The organism is Curtobacterium sp. SGAir0471, assembly GCF_005490985.1.
GTDB lineage: Bacteria > Actinomycetota > Actinomycetes > Actinomycetales > Microbacteriaceae > Curtobacterium.
In genome coordinates, this window is record NZ_CP027869.1 from 2685177 (window position 1) to 2703915 (window position 18739).

Annotated in this window: 18 protein-coding genes; 8 read left to right on the forward strand and 10 right to left on the reverse strand. The window is 73.4% G+C overall.

From position 1 onward, the window contains the following. Positions 1-156: 156 nt before the first annotated feature. Complete coding sequence (locus C1N91_RS12445; protein ID WP_137767964.1) at positions 157-1554, forward strand: amidohydrolase family protein; 1398 nt, start codon at positions 157-159, stop codon at positions 1552-1554. A 99-nt stretch (positions 1555-1653) separates the two neighbouring features. Here the strand turns inward: C1N91_RS12445 and C1N91_RS12450 are convergent, their stop codons facing one another. Further along, complete coding sequence (locus C1N91_RS12450) at positions 1654-2607, reverse strand: PDR/VanB family oxidoreductase (protein WP_137767965.1); 954 nt, start codon at positions 2605-2607, stop codon at positions 1654-1656. After that, on the reverse strand, positions 2604-3254 hold the full coding sequence (locus C1N91_RS12455) for a helix-turn-helix domain-containing protein (protein ID WP_254678247.1): 651 nt from the start codon (positions 3252-3254) through the stop codon (positions 2604-2606). The genes C1N91_RS12450 and C1N91_RS12455 overlap by 4 nt, the downstream gene beginning before the upstream one ends. A gap of 212 nt (positions 3255-3466) precedes the next feature. Here C1N91_RS12455 and C1N91_RS12460 point away from each other — a divergent pair, with 212 nt between their 5' ends. The 7 genes from C1N91_RS12460 to C1N91_RS12490 all read left to right on the forward strand — a co-directional run bounded on the left by C1N91_RS12460 (position 3467) and on the right by C1N91_RS12490 (position 10858). Further along, the gene (locus C1N91_RS12460) at positions 3467-4768 is read left to right on the forward strand and encodes an amidohydrolase family protein (RefSeq protein WP_137767967.1); all 1302 of its coding nucleotides are present in this window, start codon (positions 3467-3469) and stop codon (positions 4766-4768) included. A gap of 27 nt (positions 4769-4795) precedes the next feature. Then, positions 4796-5587, forward strand: a complete 792-nt coding sequence (locus tag C1N91_RS12465) for an ABC transporter ATP-binding protein (RefSeq protein WP_224441522.1) — start codon at positions 4796-4798, stop codon at positions 5585-5587. Next, positions 5587-6456: an ABC transporter permease gene (locus C1N91_RS12470; RefSeq protein WP_137767968.1), complete on the forward strand. Its 870-nt coding sequence runs from the start codon at positions 5587-5589 to the stop codon at positions 6454-6456. The genes C1N91_RS12465 and C1N91_RS12470 overlap by 1 nt, the downstream gene beginning before the upstream one ends. A gap of 121 nt (positions 6457-6577) precedes the next feature. Then, complete coding sequence (locus C1N91_RS12475) at positions 6578-7765, forward strand: ABC transporter substrate-binding protein (protein ID WP_137767969.1); 1188 nt, start codon at positions 6578-6580, stop codon at positions 7763-7765. Positions 7766-7872: 107 nt separating this feature from the next. Continuing rightward, the gene (locus C1N91_RS12480; protein WP_137767970.1) at positions 7873-9258 is read left to right on the forward strand and encodes an FAD-binding oxidoreductase; all 1386 of its coding nucleotides are present in this window, start codon (positions 7873-7875) and stop codon (positions 9256-9258) included. After that, a complete protein-coding gene (locus tag C1N91_RS12485; protein ID WP_175416012.1) occupies positions 9255-10220 on the forward strand; it encodes a creatininase family protein in 966 nt (321 codons plus the stop codon). Before C1N91_RS12480 ends, C1N91_RS12485 begins: the two co-directional genes overlap by 4 nt. After that, positions 10217-10858 (forward strand): pyridoxine/pyridoxamine 5'-phosphate oxidase, encoded by a 642-nt coding sequence (locus tag C1N91_RS12490; RefSeq protein WP_137767971.1) that lies wholly within the window; start codon positions 10217-10219, stop codon positions 10856-10858. Before C1N91_RS12485 ends, C1N91_RS12490 begins: the two co-directional genes overlap by 4 nt. Positions 10859-10869: 11 nt before the next feature. Here C1N91_RS12490 and C1N91_RS12495 read toward each other — a convergent pair whose 3' ends face one another. From C1N91_RS12495 to C1N91_RS12530, 8 genes are all read right to left on the reverse strand, one after another. Next, the gene (locus tag C1N91_RS12495; RefSeq protein ID WP_137767972.1) at positions 10870-11337 is read right to left on the reverse strand and encodes a hypothetical protein; all 468 of its coding nucleotides are present in this window, start codon (positions 11335-11337) and stop codon (positions 10870-10872) included. 1 nt (position 11338) lies between these two features. After that, on the reverse strand, positions 11339-11545 hold the full coding sequence (locus C1N91_RS12500) for a hypothetical protein (RefSeq protein WP_137767973.1): 207 nt from the start codon (positions 11543-11545) through the stop codon (positions 11339-11341). Between the two features lie 188 nt (positions 11546-11733). Beyond that, a complete protein-coding gene (locus tag C1N91_RS12505) occupies positions 11734-12129 on the reverse strand; it encodes a hypothetical protein (protein ID WP_137767974.1) in 396 nt (131 codons plus the stop codon). A gap of 73 nt (positions 12130-12202) precedes the next feature. After that, entirely contained in the window at positions 12203-13729 is a 1527-nt protein-coding gene (locus C1N91_RS12510; protein WP_137767975.1) for a PucR family transcriptional regulator, read from the reverse strand. Beyond that, positions 13726-14808 carry a DUF917 domain-containing protein gene (locus C1N91_RS12515; protein WP_175416013.1) on the reverse strand — a complete coding sequence of 361 codons (1083 nt, stop codon included), beginning with the start codon at positions 14806-14808 and terminating at the stop codon, positions 13726-13728. The genes C1N91_RS12510 and C1N91_RS12515 overlap by 4 nt, the downstream gene beginning before the upstream one ends. 28 nt (positions 14809-14836) lie before the next feature. Continuing rightward, positions 14837-15952, reverse strand: a complete 1116-nt coding sequence (locus tag C1N91_RS12520; RefSeq protein ID WP_137767977.1) for a DUF917 domain-containing protein — start codon at positions 15950-15952, stop codon at positions 14837-14839. Beyond that, on the reverse strand, positions 15949-17130 hold the full coding sequence (locus C1N91_RS12525; protein WP_137767978.1) for a DUF917 domain-containing protein: 1182 nt from the start codon (positions 17128-17130) through the stop codon (positions 15949-15951). The genes C1N91_RS12520 and C1N91_RS12525 overlap by 4 nt, the downstream gene beginning before the upstream one ends. Next, positions 17127-18683 (reverse strand): hydantoinase/oxoprolinase N-terminal domain-containing protein, encoded by a 1557-nt coding sequence (locus C1N91_RS12530; RefSeq protein WP_137767979.1) that lies wholly within the window; start codon positions 18681-18683, stop codon positions 17127-17129. The genes C1N91_RS12525 and C1N91_RS12530 overlap by 4 nt, the downstream gene beginning before the upstream one ends. Positions 18684-18739: the final 56 nt, after the last annotated feature.

Consider the following 18739-nt stretch of genomic DNA (forward strand, 5'->3'; position numbering starts at 1 on the left):
ATTCTGGCAGCCGCCTGTTTCCGGCCCGTGTCACGGTCGTGACGCCTTCCGGCCGCGTTGCGGTCGCGTTCCTGCCGTGTTCCGACGGGGGTCGCGGGCACCGTGGGGAAACCGGGCGGTGACACCCGCGAAACACGGGCACCCTAGGTTCGCCCCATGACGCAGACCCTGATCCGCGCCGGCTGGGTGCTCACCGCCGCACCGGACGACTCCACCACGCCCGCAGCGATCCGCGACGGCGCCGTGCTGCTCGACGGGGACCGCATCGCCGCCGTCGGCACCTTCGCCGAGCTGTCCGCCGCGCACCCGGACGCACCGGTCCGCGGCGGCGCGTACGACATCGTGACGCCGGGCTTCGTGAACACGCACGGCCACTTCAGCGAGGGGCTCATCACGGGCATCGGCTCCCAGTACACGCTGTGGGAGTGGCTCACCGCGCTGATCGGCCGGGTCAACCCGGTGATGACCCGCGAGAAGGCGTACGCCGGCACGGTGCTGCAGGGGATCCAGCTGCTCCGGAGCGGCGTGACGACCGCGAACGACATGTTCTGCGCGGACCCGATGCCCGACGAGCCGGCCACGCCCGGCGTCGTGCAGGCGCTCGAGGACCTGGGCCTCCGCGGCGTCGTGTCGTTCGGCTCCGGCGACGTCGACCGCGACTTCGGCGCGACCCCGATCCTCGAGGAGTTCGAGGCCCTGCGCGAGGCCGCCGACGCCAGCCGCTACAGCACGTTCCGGGTCGGTGTCTCCTCGATCGGGCGGTACACCGACGACACCTGGCAGGAGCACGTCGACTACGCCGTCGCGGGCGGCCACGGGGTGCACGTGCACTTCCACGAGGTGCGCGAGGAGGTCACCGCCGCCCGGCAGCGCACCGGCCGGACGGCGATCGGCCACGCCGAGGCGACGGGCATGTTCCAGGTCCCGGTGATCGCCGCGCACAGCGTCTGGGTCGACCGCGAGGACCGCGAGCGCTACGCCACGAACGGCGTCGGCGTCGCGCACAACCCGGTCGCGAACGGCATCCTGGCGAGCGGCATCGCCCCGGTCGCCGAGCTGCGGGCACTCGGCGTCCCGGTCGGCATCGGCGTCGACGGCCCGGCCTCGAACGACTCGCAGGACTTCCTGCAGGCGATGAAGACCGCCGCGCTCCTCGCCCGCGTCCGCGACCTGCAGGCCACCGCGATGAGCGCCCGGGAGGCGTTCGAGACGGGCACGATCGGCGGCGCCCGAGCCCTGCGGATGGAGCAGGAGATCGGCTCGCTCGAGCCCGGCAAGCGCGCGGACCTGGTGGTGTTCGACGGCGACTCCCCCACGCTCGCGAACGTGCACGACCCCTACCAGGCGGTCGTCTTCGTCGCGGGCAGCCGGGAGGTCCGCGACGTCTGGGTCGACGGCGAGCTGAGCCTGGCCGACGGCGACGTCACGAAGGTCGACGTCCGCGAAGCGGTCGACCGGGCTCGACCGTTGGCGCGTCAGCTGGTCGCCGAGGCGGGACTGGAGCGCCTGTCGGCGCTCACCGGGGGCGCGCTCGACGACACCGAGCGTCCGTAGCGGCGCACACGGCCCGGGTCGGGGACGGTCCGGACGGGAGGCGGTGCGCACGTCGTGTGCACCGCCTCCCGTTGCGTCACAGCACCGGTCGACGGTCCGTCACAGTTCCAGGACCAGGCGCGGGCAGCCGCGCCGGGCACGTGAGACGCACACCATCATCGTCCGGTCGTCGGCCTGCTCCTCGGGACTGAGCACGGTGTCCCGGTGCTCCACCGCGCCCTCGAGGACGGGGGTCTCGCAGGTGCCGCACGTGCCCTCGCGGCACGAGGACAGGACGAAGGCGCCCGCCTCCTCGGCGACCTCGAGCAGCGTGCGGTCGGCCGGCACCGTGACGGTCACGCCGGTGACGGTGAGCTCGACCTCGAAGGGTTCCCCCGGGGCGTCCACGTCGGCCGCCGGCTCGAACCGCTCGACCCGGACGCTCCCGGTGGGCCAGTGCGCTGCGGCTCCCTCGACGGCGTCCATGAGCCCGCGCGGACCACAGCAGTACACGACGGCGTCGCGCGGTTCGGCGAGGAGTCCGACGACGTTCAGCCTCGGGTGCTCGTCCGCTGCGGCGACCACGACCCGGTCGGGGTGCGCCGCGACGAGCTCGTCGACGAAGGCCATGCGGCTCCGGCTGCGGCCGGCGTAGTGGAGCTCCCAGGGCGTGCCGGCGCGTTCCGCTGCGTTGATCATCGCCACCAGGGGCGTGATCCCGATGCCGCCGGCGACGAACACCGCGGGCCTGGTCGGGTCGAAACCGAAGTGGTTCCGCGGTCCGGCGACCACGACCTCGGCTCCCTCCGTGAGCCCGTCGTGCACGGCGAGCGATCCCCCGCGGCCGTCCGGTTCCCGGAGGACCGCGATGCGCCAGTGCCCCTCGGGCGTGGTCGTGACGAGCGAGTACTGCCGCTCGGTGCCCGGCGCGACCTCGAGGTCGACGTGCGCCCCGGGCTCCCAGTCGGGCAGCGGCGTGCCGTCGACCGGTGCGAGGTCGAGCGCGACGACGTCGGTCGCGACCTGACGGCGCGCGGCGACCCGCACGCGGCGACGCTCCGGCGCGGCGGTCACGCGACCACCCCGTTCGGGACCGGTCCGGCGCCCGCGACCACTGCGGCACGCGGCGTCTCCTTGACCACGATCATGTGGAACCGGCTGCCGTCGGCGCTGCACCAGCGGTGCCCGGTGCCGCCGCGGTAGTACGCGGAATCACCCGGTCCGAGGCGCAGGGGCTCCTGGCCGCGGAGGTCGAGCAGGACGTCGCCGGCGAGCACGGTGAGGAACTCGTCCTCGCGGTGCTCGAAGTAGTCGCCGAGGTCGGTGTTCTCCCCGGTCCACTCGAGCGGCTCGAAGGCGTGCGGGCCGGCGTGCACGAGGAGCCTCGCCTCGCCGCTCGAGAACGGGCCGCGGGCACCCTCGCCCGCGCGGATGACCTCGGGACCGCGGTCCTCCTGGTCCGACCGTTCCGGGGCGCCCGCGGCGAGCAGCTCGACCTGGGTGGTGCCGAGCGCCGCGGCGATCTTCTCGAGGGACACCATGCTCGCGCGGGAGTGCCCGCGTTCGACCTGGCTGAGGAACGGGTGTGACAGCCCGGTCAGCTCGGCGACCTGCACGAGGGTCAGCCGTGCGGCGCGTCTACGGGCGCGGATGTGCTCCCCGATCCGCTGGGTCTGGTCGTCGACGACGCGGTCGGTCTCGGTGGTGGTGCCGGTGCTCACGCGCACTCCTCTCGGCCTGGTGGTGGCGGCTCCGACGCCCTCGCGCGGACGGCTGACGACCCGCCCGCCGGAACCGTCGTTCCGAGTTCCCGGTCGGACCGGGACGGGTGTCACACACGGCAACCGCCTCGAAACGAGAGGGAAACACTGCCGCCCTAGCATCGGAGATGTTGATGCGATCAACATTCTCACACGCGATCAGGAGGCCCCGCATGGACGCCACAGCACCCCGTCAGGTCGGGCTCCTGCGCTCCGCGCTGCTGCCGGACGGCCGTCTGGTCGACGTCGCGATCGACGGGGACACCGTGTCCGCCGTCGCTCCGGCCGGCACCCTCACCGCACCCGACGACGCCGTGCTCGACCTCGACGGGCGCCTGCTGCTCACGGCCCCGGCCGAGCCGCACGCGCACCTCGACAAGGCCCTGAGCGCCGATGCCATCCGGCCGCCGCTCGGCGACCTCGGTGCCGCGATCGCCTCGTGGTCCGCGCACGCCACCACGATGACCGTCGAGGACGTCGCCGACCGGGCACGGACCGCCGCACTGGCCCTGCTCGCCGCCGGCACCACCTCCGTCCGCACCCACGTGGACGTGCTGAGCGGCCGCCGCACCGTCGCGGATGCTCCCGCACCGGTCGAGTCGGCCACCCGCGGCGCCCGGGCCCTCGTGCATGTCCGCGACGAGCTCGCCGGCCTGATGGACATCGAGCTCGTCGCCCTCGCCGGCCCGCTCGCCCCCGACCATCACGTCGAGGCCGTCCTCGACTGCGGCGTCGACCTGGTCGGCGGCGCCCCGCACCTCGCCGAGGATCCGCTCGCCGACGTCGACCGACTGCTCGCGATCGCCGAGCGCCGCGGGGTCGGGGTCGACCTGCACACCGACGAGAGCCTGGACGGGCCCGTCACCCTCGACCACTACGCCCGCGCCGTCACGCGGCTGTCGCGCGACGAGCGCACGGGCCGCCAGTACTCCGCCGGGCACTGCGTCCGGCTCGGCACGCTCGGCCCGGAGCGACTCGCGGAGGTCGTCGCCGACGTCGCTGCGGCGGACCTCGGCATCATCACCCTGCCGATCACCAACCTGTACCTGCAGGGGTGGCAGCACCCGGTGTCCACCCCGAGGGGACTCACCGCGATCCGCGCCCTCACCGAGGCCGGCGTGCGGGTCGCCGCGGGCGCGGACAACGTCCGCGACCCGTTCAACCCGGTCGGGCGGAGCGACGCCCTCGAGACGGCGAGCCTGCTCGTGTCGGCCGGGCACGTCACGCCGGACCAGGCGTACGCGATGGTGAGCGACACCGCCCGGAGCGTGATGGGCCTCCCGGCCGCCGGTCCCGTCCCCGGACGGCGAGCCGACCTGCTCGCGATCGCCGCGACGAGCGTCACCGACGCGGTCGCGAACGCGCCCGCCGACCGCATCGTCCTGTCCCGCGGGCGGCTCGTCGCCCACACCGAGGTCCGCACGACGGTCGCTGCACCGGCCTCCGCCCGTGCCGCGGCCCCCGTCCCCGCCTGACCCCTCGTCCCCCACCACCACGAACCCGTGAACCGAGAACCCGAGGTGCCCGTGACCACCACCGCCCCGCCGCCCGTCACCACGACGGACACGCTGCTCGACTTCCGGAACGTCGAGATGACCTTCCCGAACGGCACCGTCGCCCTGCAGGGCGTCGACCTCACCGTCGACCGCGGGCAGTTCGTCTCCGTCGTCGGCCCCTCCGGCTGCGGCAAGTCGACCCTGCTGCGCATCGCCTCCGGCCTCGAGTCGGCGTCCGACGGGACCGCCGACGTCGCCGCCCACCGGATCGGGTACGTGTTCCAGGACGCGACCCTGCTGCCGTGGCGCACCGTGCAGGGCAACGTCGAGCTGCTCGCCGAGCTCGGGCACGTGTCGAAGGCCGAACGGGCCGCCAAGGCCGCGCGGGCGATCGACCTGGTCGGGCTGAACGGCTTCGAGACGAACCTGCCGAAGCAGCTGTCCGGCGGCATGCGGATGCGCGTCTCGCTCGCCCGGTCGCTGACGCTCGACCCCGAGCTGTTCCTGTTCGACGAGCCGTTCGGCGCCCTCGACGAGATCACCCGCGAGCGCCTGAACGACGAGCTCCTGCGGCTCTTCGTCGAGCAGCAGTTCGCCGGCCTGTTCATCACCCACTCGGTGTCCGAGGCCGTGTACCTGTCCACCGAGGTCGTCGTCATGTCGGGACGCCCGGGCAGCATCGTCGGCCGGTTCGACGTGCCGTTCCCGATGCCCCGCGACCCCGACATCCGCTTCACCCCCGAGTTCGCCGAGCTGGTCGGCGAGGTCTCGCACGCGCTCCGGGAAGGACACCGCTGATGGTCACCCTGCAGGAGGTCGCCGAGACCCGTGCCGTCCGAGCGGCCGCACGCCGCACCGCACCGCGCTCCCGCCGGAGCGTGTCCTGGTGGCAGCCCGTCGTCGTCCTCGCCGTGCTCGTCGGCATCTGGTACGCCGCTGCCGCCTACTACGACCACGTCCGCGGCCTCGCGTTCCTGGTGCCGTACCCGCACCTCGTGGCGAAGGCGATCGTCGCCCCCACGATGCCCGACGGATCGCCCTCGACCTTCGGCAGCGACCTGTGGTCCGCGCTCGGTCGCACCACGGTGGTGTCCCTCGTCGGCCTCGGCTTCGCGATCGTGATCGGCGTCGTCTGGGCGATGGCGATGGCGCAGGCGAAGTGGCTCGAGCGCTCGCTCTACCCGTACGCGGTGGTGCTGCAGTGCGTGCCGATCCTGGCGCTCGTGCCCCTCATCGGCGCCCTGTTCGGCTACGAGTTCGCGAGCCGGGTCATCGTCACGGTGATGATCGCCCTGTTCCCGATGGTGTCGAACACCCTGTTCGGGCTGCAGTCAGCCGACCGTGGGCAGCGTGAGCTCTTCCGGCTGCAGCGGGCGAGCCGGTTCGCCCAGCTGGTGAAGCTGCAGTTCCCCGCCGCGCTGCCGTCGATCTTCGTCGGCCTCCGGACCTCGGCCGGCCTCAGCGTCATCGGCGCGATCGTCGGCGACCAGTTCTTCCAGCGCGGCAACCCCGGGCTCGGCGTCCTCATCCAGGTGACCGCCTCGCGGCTGATGGGACCGGAGCTCTACGCGACGATCATCATCGCCTCGCTGTACGGCGTCGCCGTCTTCCTCGTGTTCGGACTGATCGGCCGTCTCGCCGTCGGCCGCTGGCACGACTTCAGCTGACCCGCGTCGCGGCGGCCTCCCCCCGGTGCGCCGCGGCGCGGGTCTCCCCCGCCTCCCCTTCCCTCCCGTCCCCTCACCCGACCCACAGCACCACGAGACCCGCACCACGAACGGAGCCTCCATGCGCACCACCACCCGACTCGGCGTCGCCACCGCAGCCCTCGCGGCGACCGCCCTCGCCCTGACCGGATGCGCCGCCGGCTCGTCCGCCGGCACCACGGCGTCGAGCGCCAGCGCGAAGGCCGCGACCGGCCCCGCGATCGACCTGTCCGACGTCTGCCCGGCGACGGTCGTCGTCCAGACCGACTGGAACCCCGAGGGCGAGCACGGCCACCTGTACGAGATGCTCGGCCCGAACCCGTCGATCGACGCCTCGGGCAAGACCGTCACCGGCGACCTGTACGCCAACGGCAAGAGCACCGGCGTGAAGCTCGAGATCCGCGCCGGCGGCCCCGCGATCGGCTACACGAAGGTCGCCTCGCAGATGTACCAGGACAAGGACATCACCCTCGGCTACATGTCCACCGACGAGCAGGTGCAGTTCTCCGGCAACCTGCCCACCACCGCCGTCTTCGCCGAGAACGACTCGTCCCCGATGTCCATCATGTGGGACCCGAAGACCTACCCCGACGTCGACTCCATCGAGGACCTCGGCAAGGAGCTCGAGAAGAACGGCGGCGTCGTCCGCTACTTCAACGGTGCCGCGTACATGACGTACCTCGAGCAGTCCGGCATCCTGCCGAAGAAGGTCCTCGACGGCAGCTACGACGGCACCCCGTCGAAGTTCGTCTCGGCCGGCGGCAAGGACGCACAGCAGGGCTTCGCGACCGCCGAGCCGTACATCTACCAGAACCAGGTCGCCGCCTGGGGCAAGAAGGTCGCCTACAAGCCGGTCTCGAGCACCGGGTGGAACCCGTACCCCGAGGCCATGTCCGTCCGCACCGGCGACCTGTCGAAGCTCACGCCCTGCCTGCAGAAGCTCGTCCCCGTCATGCAGCAGGCCGACGTCGACTACCTGAAGGCCCCCGAGGCGACGAACGACCTCATCACCCAGCTCGTGCAGCAGTACAACAACGGCTGGACCTACGACTCGAAGGTCGGCGCGTTCGCGGCGTCGCAGATGGTCAAGCTCGGTCTGGCGAAGGACACCGACGGCTACATCGGCTCGATGGACGAGCAGCGCATGCAGGACTTCATCGAGAAGGCCACGCCGGTGTTCGCCGGTACCGGTGACGTCAAGAGCGACCTGAAGCCGTCCGACCTGTACACGAACGAGTTCCTCGACAAGTCCATCGGTCTGGGCAACTGACACCGGGTCGGCTGAGCCGACCACATCCGGACGGGAGGCACGGCACACGTCGTGTGTCGCGCCTCCCGTCCGTCGTCTCCCGCACCACCCACCCCACAGGAGTGAGCATGACCACCGTCACCCCCACCTCCCCCACCGTCCCGGCCGAGGCGCTCGCGGCGCTCCGCGCCGAGCTCGTCGACCTGCTCGGTGAACGCGGCGTCAGCGCCGACGAGCGCACCCGCGCCCGCGCCTCCGTCGACGAGGCGACCATGAGCCCGATCCTCAGCGCGCAGCTGCCGCTCGGACTCGCCGACCTCGTCGCGTACCCGGCGTCCGCCGAGCACGTCGCCGCGACGCTCGCCGCGGCCGTCCGGCACGGTGTCCCGGTCACCACGCGCGGCAAGGGCACCGGCAACTACGGCCAGGGCATCCCGCTGCACGGCGGGCTCGTGCTCGACACCTCGCGGGCGCGGGCCGTCGTCGAGGTCGGCGACGGCTGGATCACCGCCGAGGCCGGCGCCTCGATGGTGGCCCTCGAGCAGGCCGCAGCCGCAGCCGGGCAGCAGCTCTGGATGTACCCGTCGACCGCGCAGTCCACCATCGGCGGGTTCCTGTCCGGCGGGTCCGGCGGCACCGGCTCGATCGCCCACGGCTCGAACTGGCAGGGGTTCGTCACCGCGCTCGACGTCGCTCTGCCCGGCTCGGGCGAGCTGCTGCACGTCGAGGGTGACGAGGCGCAGCCGTTCGTGCACACCTACGGCACCGCCGGCGTCATCGCCCGGGCGACCGTCCGGCTCGAGCCGCTGCAGGAGTGGCGCGCGGTGTACGCCTCGTTCCCGACCTTCGAGGACGCCCTCGTCGCGGTCCGGACCCTGCGTGGGCTCGACCCCGTGCCGCGACTCGTCAGCGCCGACCGGGCCGAGGTCGCCGCGACCCTGCCGTCGGACACCGCGATCCCGGACGACCGTGCGAGCCTGCGCGCGATCATCGACGACGTCATGCTCGACGAGGCCCGCGCCCTGATCGAGCAGGCCGGCGGCACCGTGTCCGACGTCCGCGAGGGCCTGCAGCAGACCACCAAGGTGTCGATGCTGTCCTACAACCACCCGATCTGGTGGCTGAAGCGGAACACGCCGGACACCGAGTACTTCCACGTCGAGGTCGGCGGCGAGGCGCTCATCGACCGGATCGCCGAGGTCGAGGCGGTCTACCCGGGCGGGATGCTGCACATCGAGGCGGCGCACGTCGGCCCGATCGGCATGCTCACCGCGCCCTACACCGGTGCCGAGGACGTCTACGCCGGGTACCCGGTGCTCCGTGACCTGGGCGTCCGGGTGCACAGCCCGCACCAGTACTACGTCGACCACGGCGTCGAGGAGCTCGTGGCCCTGAAGCGGCGCACCGACCCCGAGGGGCTGCTCAACCCGGGGCACGTCATCGACCCGTCGCTCGTCGTCAGCGGTGGTTCGACCGCCTCAGCGCAGCCCGTCGTGCCGGGGTTCGGCAAGTGAGCGGCGCGACGAACCCGGGTCCGGCCGCCCGCTCGCGTCTGCTCGCCGAGCTGTCGGGTCCGGCGGTCGCCGCCGGGATCGGTCCCGACTCGATCGTCGTGCAGCCGACCGGTGCCGTCGAGCACCACGGGCCGCACCTGCCGCTCGTCACCGACTTCCTGCTCGCCGACCACATCGGCGGTGCGGCCGTCGAGCGCGCCGCTGCCGAGGGCCTCGACGTGTGGCAGCTGCCGACGCTGGCGTTCACGAAGTCGGACGAGCACAGCTGGGCGCCGGGCACCGTGTGGCTCGACGAGTCGACGATGTTCGACACCGCCGTGCAGATCGGCCGGGCCGTGGCGCTCACGGGTGCCGGGTCGCTCGTCTTCGCGAACGGGCACGGTGGGAACGTCGCCCTGCTGCAGGTCGCCCTGCGGGAGATCCGGAAGCGGTACGGCCTGAAGACGTTCCTGATGCCCACGCTCGCGCGGATGCCCGGCCCGTCCGGCGAGGACGCCGACGAGCGCGGGCTCGGGATCCACGGCGGAGCGGCGGAGACGTCGATGATCCTGCACCTGCGGCCCGACCTGGTGGACATGTCGCTCGCGGAGCGGTGGGTACCGGACCACCTGGCGGAGTTCGAGAAGATCCGCTTCAACGGCGGGCCGGTGTCCTTCGGGTGGCTGTCGAACGACTTCGGGACGCCCGGGGTCGTCGGTGACGCGAGTCGGGCGACCGCGGCGTACGGGCAGGCGCTGTGGGACCTGTCGCTCGACGAGGCCGTGGCGTCCCTGCACGAGATCGCCCGGTTCGACCCGACGGTCGCGAAGCCCGCGATCGGTGCCGGCGCGGGTGCTGCCGGCGCAGGTACTGCCGGCTCGGGCGCTACCAGCGCGGGTGCTGCTGGTGCTGATGCCGGTGCCGGTGCCGGTGCCGGTGCCGGCGATGGTCCGCTCGCGGCGGACGTGGTGGCGGTGCCGTGACCGTCCTGCCGGGGCAGGCGGCTGCCGCCGACGACGCTGCCGCCGCGCAGCACGACGCTGCCGCTGCCCCGGCCGACCCGCTCGTCCTGGCGGCGTCGTGGTTGCCGTCCGCCGGGGACGGGCCCGGTCCGACCATGACCCTGTCCACGCTCGGCCTCGACGGCTACCCCGCCGCCCGGACCGTGCTGCTGTCGTGCTTCGACGGGGAGCGCCTGCACTTCCACACCGACAGCCGGAGCCGGAAGGCCGCCGAGCTCGCCGCACTCCCCCGCGCCGCCGTCACCCTCGTCTGGCCCGAGGCCGCACGGCAGCTCGTGGTCGTCGGCGACGTGACACCCGTCACCGACGCCGAAGCCCGCACCGCCTACGCCGCCCGGACCCGGTACCTGCAGGTGCTGGCGTGGGTGAACGACCACGCGGCCGCGGCCGACACCCCCGCACGCCGGCGGGAGCTCTGGGCGGCGTTCGAGCACGAGCGGCCGGGCACCGACCTGGAACCGCCGTCGACGTGGGCCGGGTTCGCGCTCACGCCGGTGCGGATGCTGTTCTGGCGGGGCGCGACCGATGCCGCGAGCAACCGGCTCGCCTACGAGCGCCAGGCCGACGGCTCCTGGTCGCAGGAGTCCTTGCCCGGCTGACCCGGCAACCCTCAGTTCTGTCGATCCCGCCAGATGAGTGCGCCAGCGTCGTACTGGTGCTTGACCTTCGACCAACAGGCCCTGACGCCAGCGAGTCGATCAGCGGAGATCCCCTTGCCGTAGCGGACCTTCACGCTCGCATCGTGCAACACGAGGTATTCGGCGTAGATGGGCCGGTAGAGCGTCCGGACGAGGTCGTTGACCCCGATGTCCCGCCTTCCGCCGAGGATGCGACCCTCGTGCCGGCTGGTCTCGCGGTGCTGCACGGAGATGCGAGGATCGACCTTCGGCAGATCGACCAGTGAATCGAAGACCGGATCCACCAGGATCGCCGCACGCACGCGATGGTACGAGGCGTAGAAGTACGCGACCGCTGCCCACTCCTCGCCCCGCCCGTCGAGCAGCTGCGCCGCGGTGTCGTGGCAGGCCGCGCGCGACAGGCAGTCCGTCGGCGCTGTCAGGTTCTGTGTCTGGGGCACGTCACACCATCGCGTAGCTCGGCCGGGACGTCACCGGCGCGGACCGGATCGTCTCGACGTCGACGAAACGGAGGCGGAGGACCGCGTCGGGGAGGAACAGCTCCTCGAGGTGCGCGAACGCGTTCGCGACGTCCAGCATCGCCTGCGTCGTCTCGTCAGCGAGCGCTGCGCTCACCGTCGCGGTCAGGTCGATAGCGTCGAGCGTCACGGACAGCGCTCTGAGTCGGTCGCGCCCGAATGATGCGACCGCGTGTTCCCCGATGGACTGCGCGAGTGCTCGAAGCTCAGTATCGCTCGTCATGGCGGCGACGGTAGCAGTGCGCATGGCCGGAACTCGCGTATTCCACATACCTGTTGGTCATGCAGACGAGGATCGGGTCGAGCGGGCGGTCGACGTCACGACCGGTCGCGCGAGCGCAGCGTGATCTCCTGGATCGTCGCCGACACCGTCGAGGGGTCGTCGGCCGAGGTCTGCACGGAGCACGACCACTCGATCGTCTCCGACGCCGTCCCACGCTCCTCGCGCTGCACGGACGACTCGCCCGTGACGGATGCCGATGCCGCCCCACTCGATCCGCCCGCACCCTGCTCGACGCCCGTCGAGTGGGTGTCGACGACCTTCCACGGGGTCATCCCGTACTCGTCCCGCCACCACGCGACGATGGCCGGCCCCGCCTTCGTCTCGCACGCCGCCCGCGCGACCCCGTCGAACGCGGTCTGCTGCCGTGTGCACCCGGTGAGCGCGACGAGGAGCACCACGACGGCCGTGGCCGCGACGGTGCGGCTCCTCATGCCCTCATCGTGCCGGACGCCGCGCCGGCCGTACAGCCCGGCGACGACGGAGCGCGCGTCGCGGCCCGCGGCGCTAGGCCCCGCCGAGCGCCCGCGTCGCCAGGTGCAGCGCGAGCCGGGTCTCCGGGTCGCCGAGGTCCACACCGAGCAGCCGCTGCACCCGGTCGATCCGGTCCGCCACGGTGTTCCGGTGCACCCCGAGCACCGCGGCGGTCTCCGCGACCGAGGACTCCGCGTCGAGGTACGCCGCGAGGGTCGAGCGGAGCGCCCCGCCCCCGCGCTCCAGCGGCGCGAGGAGCTGTTCGGCCGCGGGCAGGAACGTGTCCGTCTGCGTCCACGCGAGCAGCAGCTGCGCGAGCCCGAGCCGGTCGACGTGCACGAAGAAGCCCGACTCCGGACGCGCGGCGGCCAGGCGGACGGCGTCACCCGCCTCGCCGAGCGTCCGCACGAGTCCCGCCGGACCGGCGTGCACGCTGCCGACACCGGCGTTCGTGTCGACCGCGGAGCGCAGGGCGTTCTGCGCCGCACGGACCGAGGCGGCGAGCGCGGCGACCGCGGCACGATCGGGTTCGTCGGGCGTCGAGGACCACACTGCCCACCCGTCGGTCTGCTCCACGACCACGACGTCGAGTCCGTGCCCGCCGAAGGCCGTCTCGACCTCGCCCCGCAGCGCCACGGCGTCGACCGGACCCCGTGCGACGAGCCGGACGCCGACGTGCCAGGCGTCCAGCTCCCACCCGGCGGCGATGGTCCGTTGCACCAGGGGCGGGGCGGGTGCTCCGTCGGCGGCACGGAGGTCGTCGAGCATCGCCATCCGGTAGCGGGCGTCGCGCTCGTCGTCGAGCCGGGTGAGCACGAGCCGGTGGCCGGCCGCGACCGCCGCCACCCGGAGCGCGGTCGCCAGCACCGCCCGTTCGGCGCGCAACGGCGTCGTGGTCCCCACCGCGAGCCACGCCCGCGGTCCGATGCCGGTCGGGACGGGCACGGCCACGACGGTCTCACGGTCGTCGGTCGCCCAGACCGGTTCGCTCGTCCCCACCGTGCGCGCGAGCAGTGCGGCGGTCGCCGGTGCGACGCCCGCTCCGCGCAGGGGGCGCCCCGACGCGTCGAGGAACCGGATCGCGTGGCCGAGCTCGCGTTCGAGCCGCGCGAACAGCTCGTCCAGGGCGGGCCCGGCATCGAGCCCGACGCGCGCCGCGACGACGGCGGCGCGGGCAGCGGGCGCATCGCCCGACCCGATGAGCTCGTGCACCCGGACCGAGGCCGCCCACGGATCCGGGGTGACGACCACCGCCACGCCGAGTCGCTCGGCGAGGGCGGCGGTGCCGGCTCCCGGCCGCGGCGTGCCGTCGACGGTCCCGACGAGGAGCACGGGGACCCCGGCGGCCGCCGCGCGACGGAGCAGCACGTCGAAGCGCGCGTCGAACCGTTCGACCGGGGTGAGCAGGACGACCGCTCCGTCCTCCGTCCCGAGCAGCCGACCGACGTGCTCGGGTGGGCCGACGATGCCGCGGACGGTGGCGACCGTGCCCGACGCCGGTCCGACGAGCAGCGCGGTGCCCTCCGGCAGCAGGGGCAGGAACTCGGCGACCGGGATCACGCCGCGACCTCCGGCACGACATCGGCGTCGATCCCGAACGCCCGCGGCGACACGCGCGCCGTCCGGTCCGGAGTCGCCCACCACCACGGTGCGCCGGGCAGCACGAGCACGGCGAGCTCGTCCCCGACCCGTGCCCGCTCGGTGGCGACGGGACGCAGGGAGCGCGCGTCGACGACGACGATGCAGCTCGGCGTGCTCGCGACCGGCTCGCCGTCCACCAGGCAGTGCACCCACTCGCTGCCCGCCTCGACCCGGACGACGGCTCCGGTCGCCGCGTCACGGATCGCCATCGATCCGTGGACGAAGGCGACGACGTCGCCGCTGCGCTGGACGTCGAGCACGCGACCGCGGGCGACGACACGCGCGCCCTCGAGCCCGCGGACGAGGTCCTCGACCCCGGCCGCGGTCGCGGCGGCGCGACCGGCGCGCAGGGCCCGGTCGACACTCCCCGTGACGCAGCGTCCGGCGAGCACCCCGGCGTCGACCGGGCCGACCGCGAACGCCGCCCACCCGCCGCTGTGCGACACCGCCTCGCGCCACACGGTCTCCAGGTCGCGGGCATCGGCCGTGTCGACCACGATGCGCAGGCCGCTCGACGTCACCGCCGCCGCGGTGACCACCGGCAGCGCGTCGACGAACAGGGACAGCTGGTCGATGCGCGGCGTCGCCCGACCGACCAGGTCGGCGTCGACGAGCGGCAGGCCCGCCGCGTGCGCCGTGAGCGCCGCCGCCGGCCCGGTGACGCCACCGATCTGCGCGGCGACGACCGCGTCCGCCCGACGGCCGGTCCAGCGCTCGACGGCGGCGAGCGCGTCGGGCAGCTCACGACCGCTCGGCGTCTTCTCCTCGAGGACCGTGGTGGAGCCGACGAGTCCGACGGCGACCACCGCGCCGAGACCGGCGTCGACCGGGACGACGGGCACCCCGCCGGTCCCGAGCGCGCGCCGGAGCGCGTGCGCCGTGTGGTCCACCTGGCCGCCACCGCCGCACCCCAGGAGCGCGGTGCCGCGTGCGAAGTCGTCGACGTCGTCGGCCTGGAGGCCCGTCACGACCCCGTCACGCTGCTCACCACGGTGCACACCAGCGATCCTCGCGCATCGGCGCCGCTCAGCGCGGCCCCACCGGGGTGCGCTCGTGCAGCTGCTCGACCGGGACGAAGTCGTCGTCGAGGCCGAAGCACGACGGGCCGAAGACGGCGAGGGCCTCGGGTGTGCGCATCAGGTCGGGCGTCGACACCCCGATCACCCGGACACGCTGGCCGTAGCGCAGCCGCTCCGTCGTGATCGGTTCGGCGGTCTCCGCGTCGAGCACGCAGATCAGGTCCGGCACGACGGCGACCAGGCGGCCGTCCCGTCGGGCGACGAGGTTCTCGTTCTGGAAGGCGATCTCCAGCTCCGAACCGTCGGCACCCTGCACGACCGCGCGACCCTTCGCGAAGCCGTCGAGCGTCCGGCGCTCCACGTCGACGACCTTGCCGTCGAACAGCTCGCGCAGGTGCGTGTAGACCGTCTGCCCGAACGCCTCGGCGAGTCCCTCGACGGGGTCGCGGTGCTCCTCGCGTGCGCGGCGGATCGCACGCCCGACCGAGAGCGCCAGGGACAGCGTCCTGGGCACCGCGGTCGCGCGGACCTGACGGCCGGTCATCGCGTACTCGGCGATGTACGCGACGCCGCCGAGCCGGATCGTCACGCCGCGGGCGAGCCACTCCATCTGCCGGTTGTCGTGCCCGGTGTCGATGACGACGCCGTGGCCGTTCTCGTCGCTGATCGCGAGCGGGGACCCGGGCACCCCGTACACCGAGAACGTCTCCATCTGCAGCTCGGGGAACGCGCGCCCCATGCCGTCCGCGTCGACGACGGGCAGGCCGCCGGTCGCGCCGACGAGCAGCGGGATCATCGAGTTGATGCCGCCGCACTCGATCGGCATCGTCGCCGCGGCGGTCCGGCCGAGGTGTGCCTCGAGCCGCCGGAGGGCGCCGAGCGGCTCCGGACCGGCCGGCAGGCGCTCGAGCACGACGGTCGGGGCGCCCATCTGCGCGGTGGGGATGACGAGGGCGTCGTCCGGCACCTCGGACGGGTCGAGGACCGTCACCGGGCCGTGCTCCTCGATCGCCGCCTTGACGAGCAGCATCCCGATGAGCGGGTCGCCGCCACCGCCGGTGCCGAGCAGCGCGGCGCCGCGGGCGAGGTCGGGCAGGTCGTCGACGTCGATGGTCCAGCTCATGCGTGTTCTCCCTCGCTGACGGTGCCGTCGTGGCGGACCGCCGGGGTGTCGTAGCCGAAGTAGCGGGGTCCGGCGAGCGCGAGGCCCGCCGGGGTGTGCCAGCGCGGGTCGGCCGGGGCGGTCACGATGCGGATGCGCGCGCCGAACCGCAGTCCCTCGGTGGTGATCGGTTCGCCGGTCTCGGCGTCCAGGGTGACGATCAGGTCGGGGGTGGTGGTGCGGACCGACCCGGCCACCTCGACCAGGAGGTGCTCGTTCTGGAACCGGAGCACGGCCTCCAGGCCGGTGTCGCTGCCGGAGCCCGCGATGCGGGCGGTCCCACGGGCGAAGCCGGTGATGGTCTTCCGTTCGACGTCGGCGACCTTGCCCTCGAACACGACGGTGCCGCCGAGCACCGCGGTGACGGCGACGACGGGGTCCTCGTTCGCGGCACGGGCGTCGACGAGGGCCTCGCCGATCGCGACGCTGAGCGACAGGCTGCCGCGGACGTACGAGCGCTTGAGCTCGGCACCGGACATCGCGTACTGCGCCGTGATCGCCGAGCAGCCCATCTCGACCGTCGCGGTGCGGGCGAGCCGTTCCGCCCAGCGGTTGTCGACGGCGTCGAAGACGGCGGTGTTGCCCTTCTCGTCGGCGAGTGCCATCGGTGTGGCGCTGATGCCGGAGAGGGTCGGCAGGACCATCTGGACCTCGGGGAAGGCGCGGCCCATGCCGTCGCCGTCGACGAGCGGCAGGCCGAGCTCGGCCGCGGCGACGATCGGGCTGGTGGAGTTGACGCCGCCGACCTCGATGCAGGCGACGTGCGTCGGGGTGACACCGAGGTGGGTCGCCAGGCTGCGGATCGCCTCGGCGAACTGCGCGCCGGACGGCAGCTTCTCCACCATCACGGTCGGGGCGCCGATCATCGCGACGTTGAGCACCACGGCGTCGTCGGGCAGGTCCTCGACCTGCACGACCGGCACCGGGCCGTGCTCGCGGACCGCGGCCTCGGCGAGCAGGCGGCCGATGTACGGGTCACCACCGCCACCGGTGCCGAGCACGGCGGCGCCGCGGGCCAACGCCGAGCAGTCCGCACCGATCTCGGTGAGCGGTCGGACGGGAGCCGCACGCGTGGTCGCCGGGACCGCGCTCGGGGCCGCCTCTGTCGCTGGGCTCGTGGCCGTCTCCGTCGTCGTCATCGGACCAACGCCCCGAGCGCGAGGTCGCCGACGGCCTTCGCCCGGATCCGGGTGGCGTTGCCGGGCAGGTACGGGATCGGGACCTCGTCGAAGTCGACGATCGCGACGCTCGACGGGTCGGCACCCGCGGCGACGGCGCGGTCGACCGCTTCCTGCCGGGCCTCGTCGACCACGGCGGAGCGCCGGCCGTCGCTGATGGCGTAGACCTTGTCGACCTCACCGGAGACCTGGGCGATCGCGGCGCCGATCGCGTTCGCCACGGAGTAGTGCTCGGGACGGTGCACGGTGCCGAGTCCGGGCAGGGTGTCCGGCAACAGGACGGAGCCGCCGCCGACGGCGACCACGGGCAGCGGGTCCGACGAGGTGCGCATGCGCTCCACGACGTCGGCGACGCGCTCGGCGATCACCGCGAGGGCCCGCTCGGCGACCTCGGCCGGGACCCCGGCGACGCGCGAGACGTCACCGATCGCACCACGACCTCCGCGGACGGCGACGTCGGTCGCGGTCAGGGTGTCACCGCCGAAGACGAGTCCCTCCTCGGTGAGCCGGTAGCCGACCGAGTCCGGGCCGACGAGTGCGCCGTCCTCGCGGATGCGGGAGCCGCCGCCGATGCCGATCGACAGGACGTCCGGCATCCGGAAGTTCGTGCGGATGCCGGCGACGGCGACCTCGCCGGTGGCCTCGCGCGGGAATCCGCCGGTCAGCACGCCGACGTCGCTCGTGGTCCCGCCGACGTCGACGACCGCGCAGGTGTCGAAGCCGGACAGCACGGCCGCACCGCGCATCGAGTTCGTCGGGCCGGAGGCGAAGGTGGCGACCGGGTACCGACGGGCGTACTCGACGTCCATCAGCGTGCCGTCGTTCTGGCTGAGGAACAGGGGCGCGTCGATGCCGCTGCCGGCGACGGACCCGGACAGGCCGTCGACGATGCGTTCGGCGAGTTCACGCAGCGCGGCGTTGATGATCGTGGCGTTCTCGCGCTCGAGCAGCCCGATCCGGCCGATCTCGCTCGAGAGCGAGAACGCGACGCCCGGGCCGAGCTCGGCGGCCATGATCTCCTGTGCCCGCTGCTCGAACTCGTCGTTGATCGGCGAGAACACCGACGAGATCGCGATCGAGCGGATGCCGGCGGCGCCGATCGCCTCGGCGTGCCGCTTGAGTTCGTCCGGGTCGAGCTCGGAGATGACCCGCCCGTCGAACTCGTGACCGCCGTGTGCGAGGAACGCCCGGCCCTGCACGGCGCCGACCAGGTGCCCGGGCCAATCGGTGAACGGCGGCAGGGACGCGGTCGCGGGCAGGCCGAGGCGGACGGCCGCGGTGGGGGCGAGGCCACGCGCCTCGATCAACGCGTTGATGAAGTGGGTCGTGCCGATCATCACGCCGTCGATGTCCGCCGAGGTGAAGTCGCGCTGCTCGCGCAGGCCGGCCAGGGCGGCGACGATACCCGACGTGACGTCCTGGGTCGTCGACCGCTTCACGGCCGCGGCGACCGTGCTGCCGTCCATCAGGACGGCGTCCGTGTTCGTGCCGCCGACGTCGATGCCGATGCGCATGGGGATCCCTTCGGGGTGGTGCGTGCTGGTGGTGCGTGGTGGTGGTGCGTGCTCCT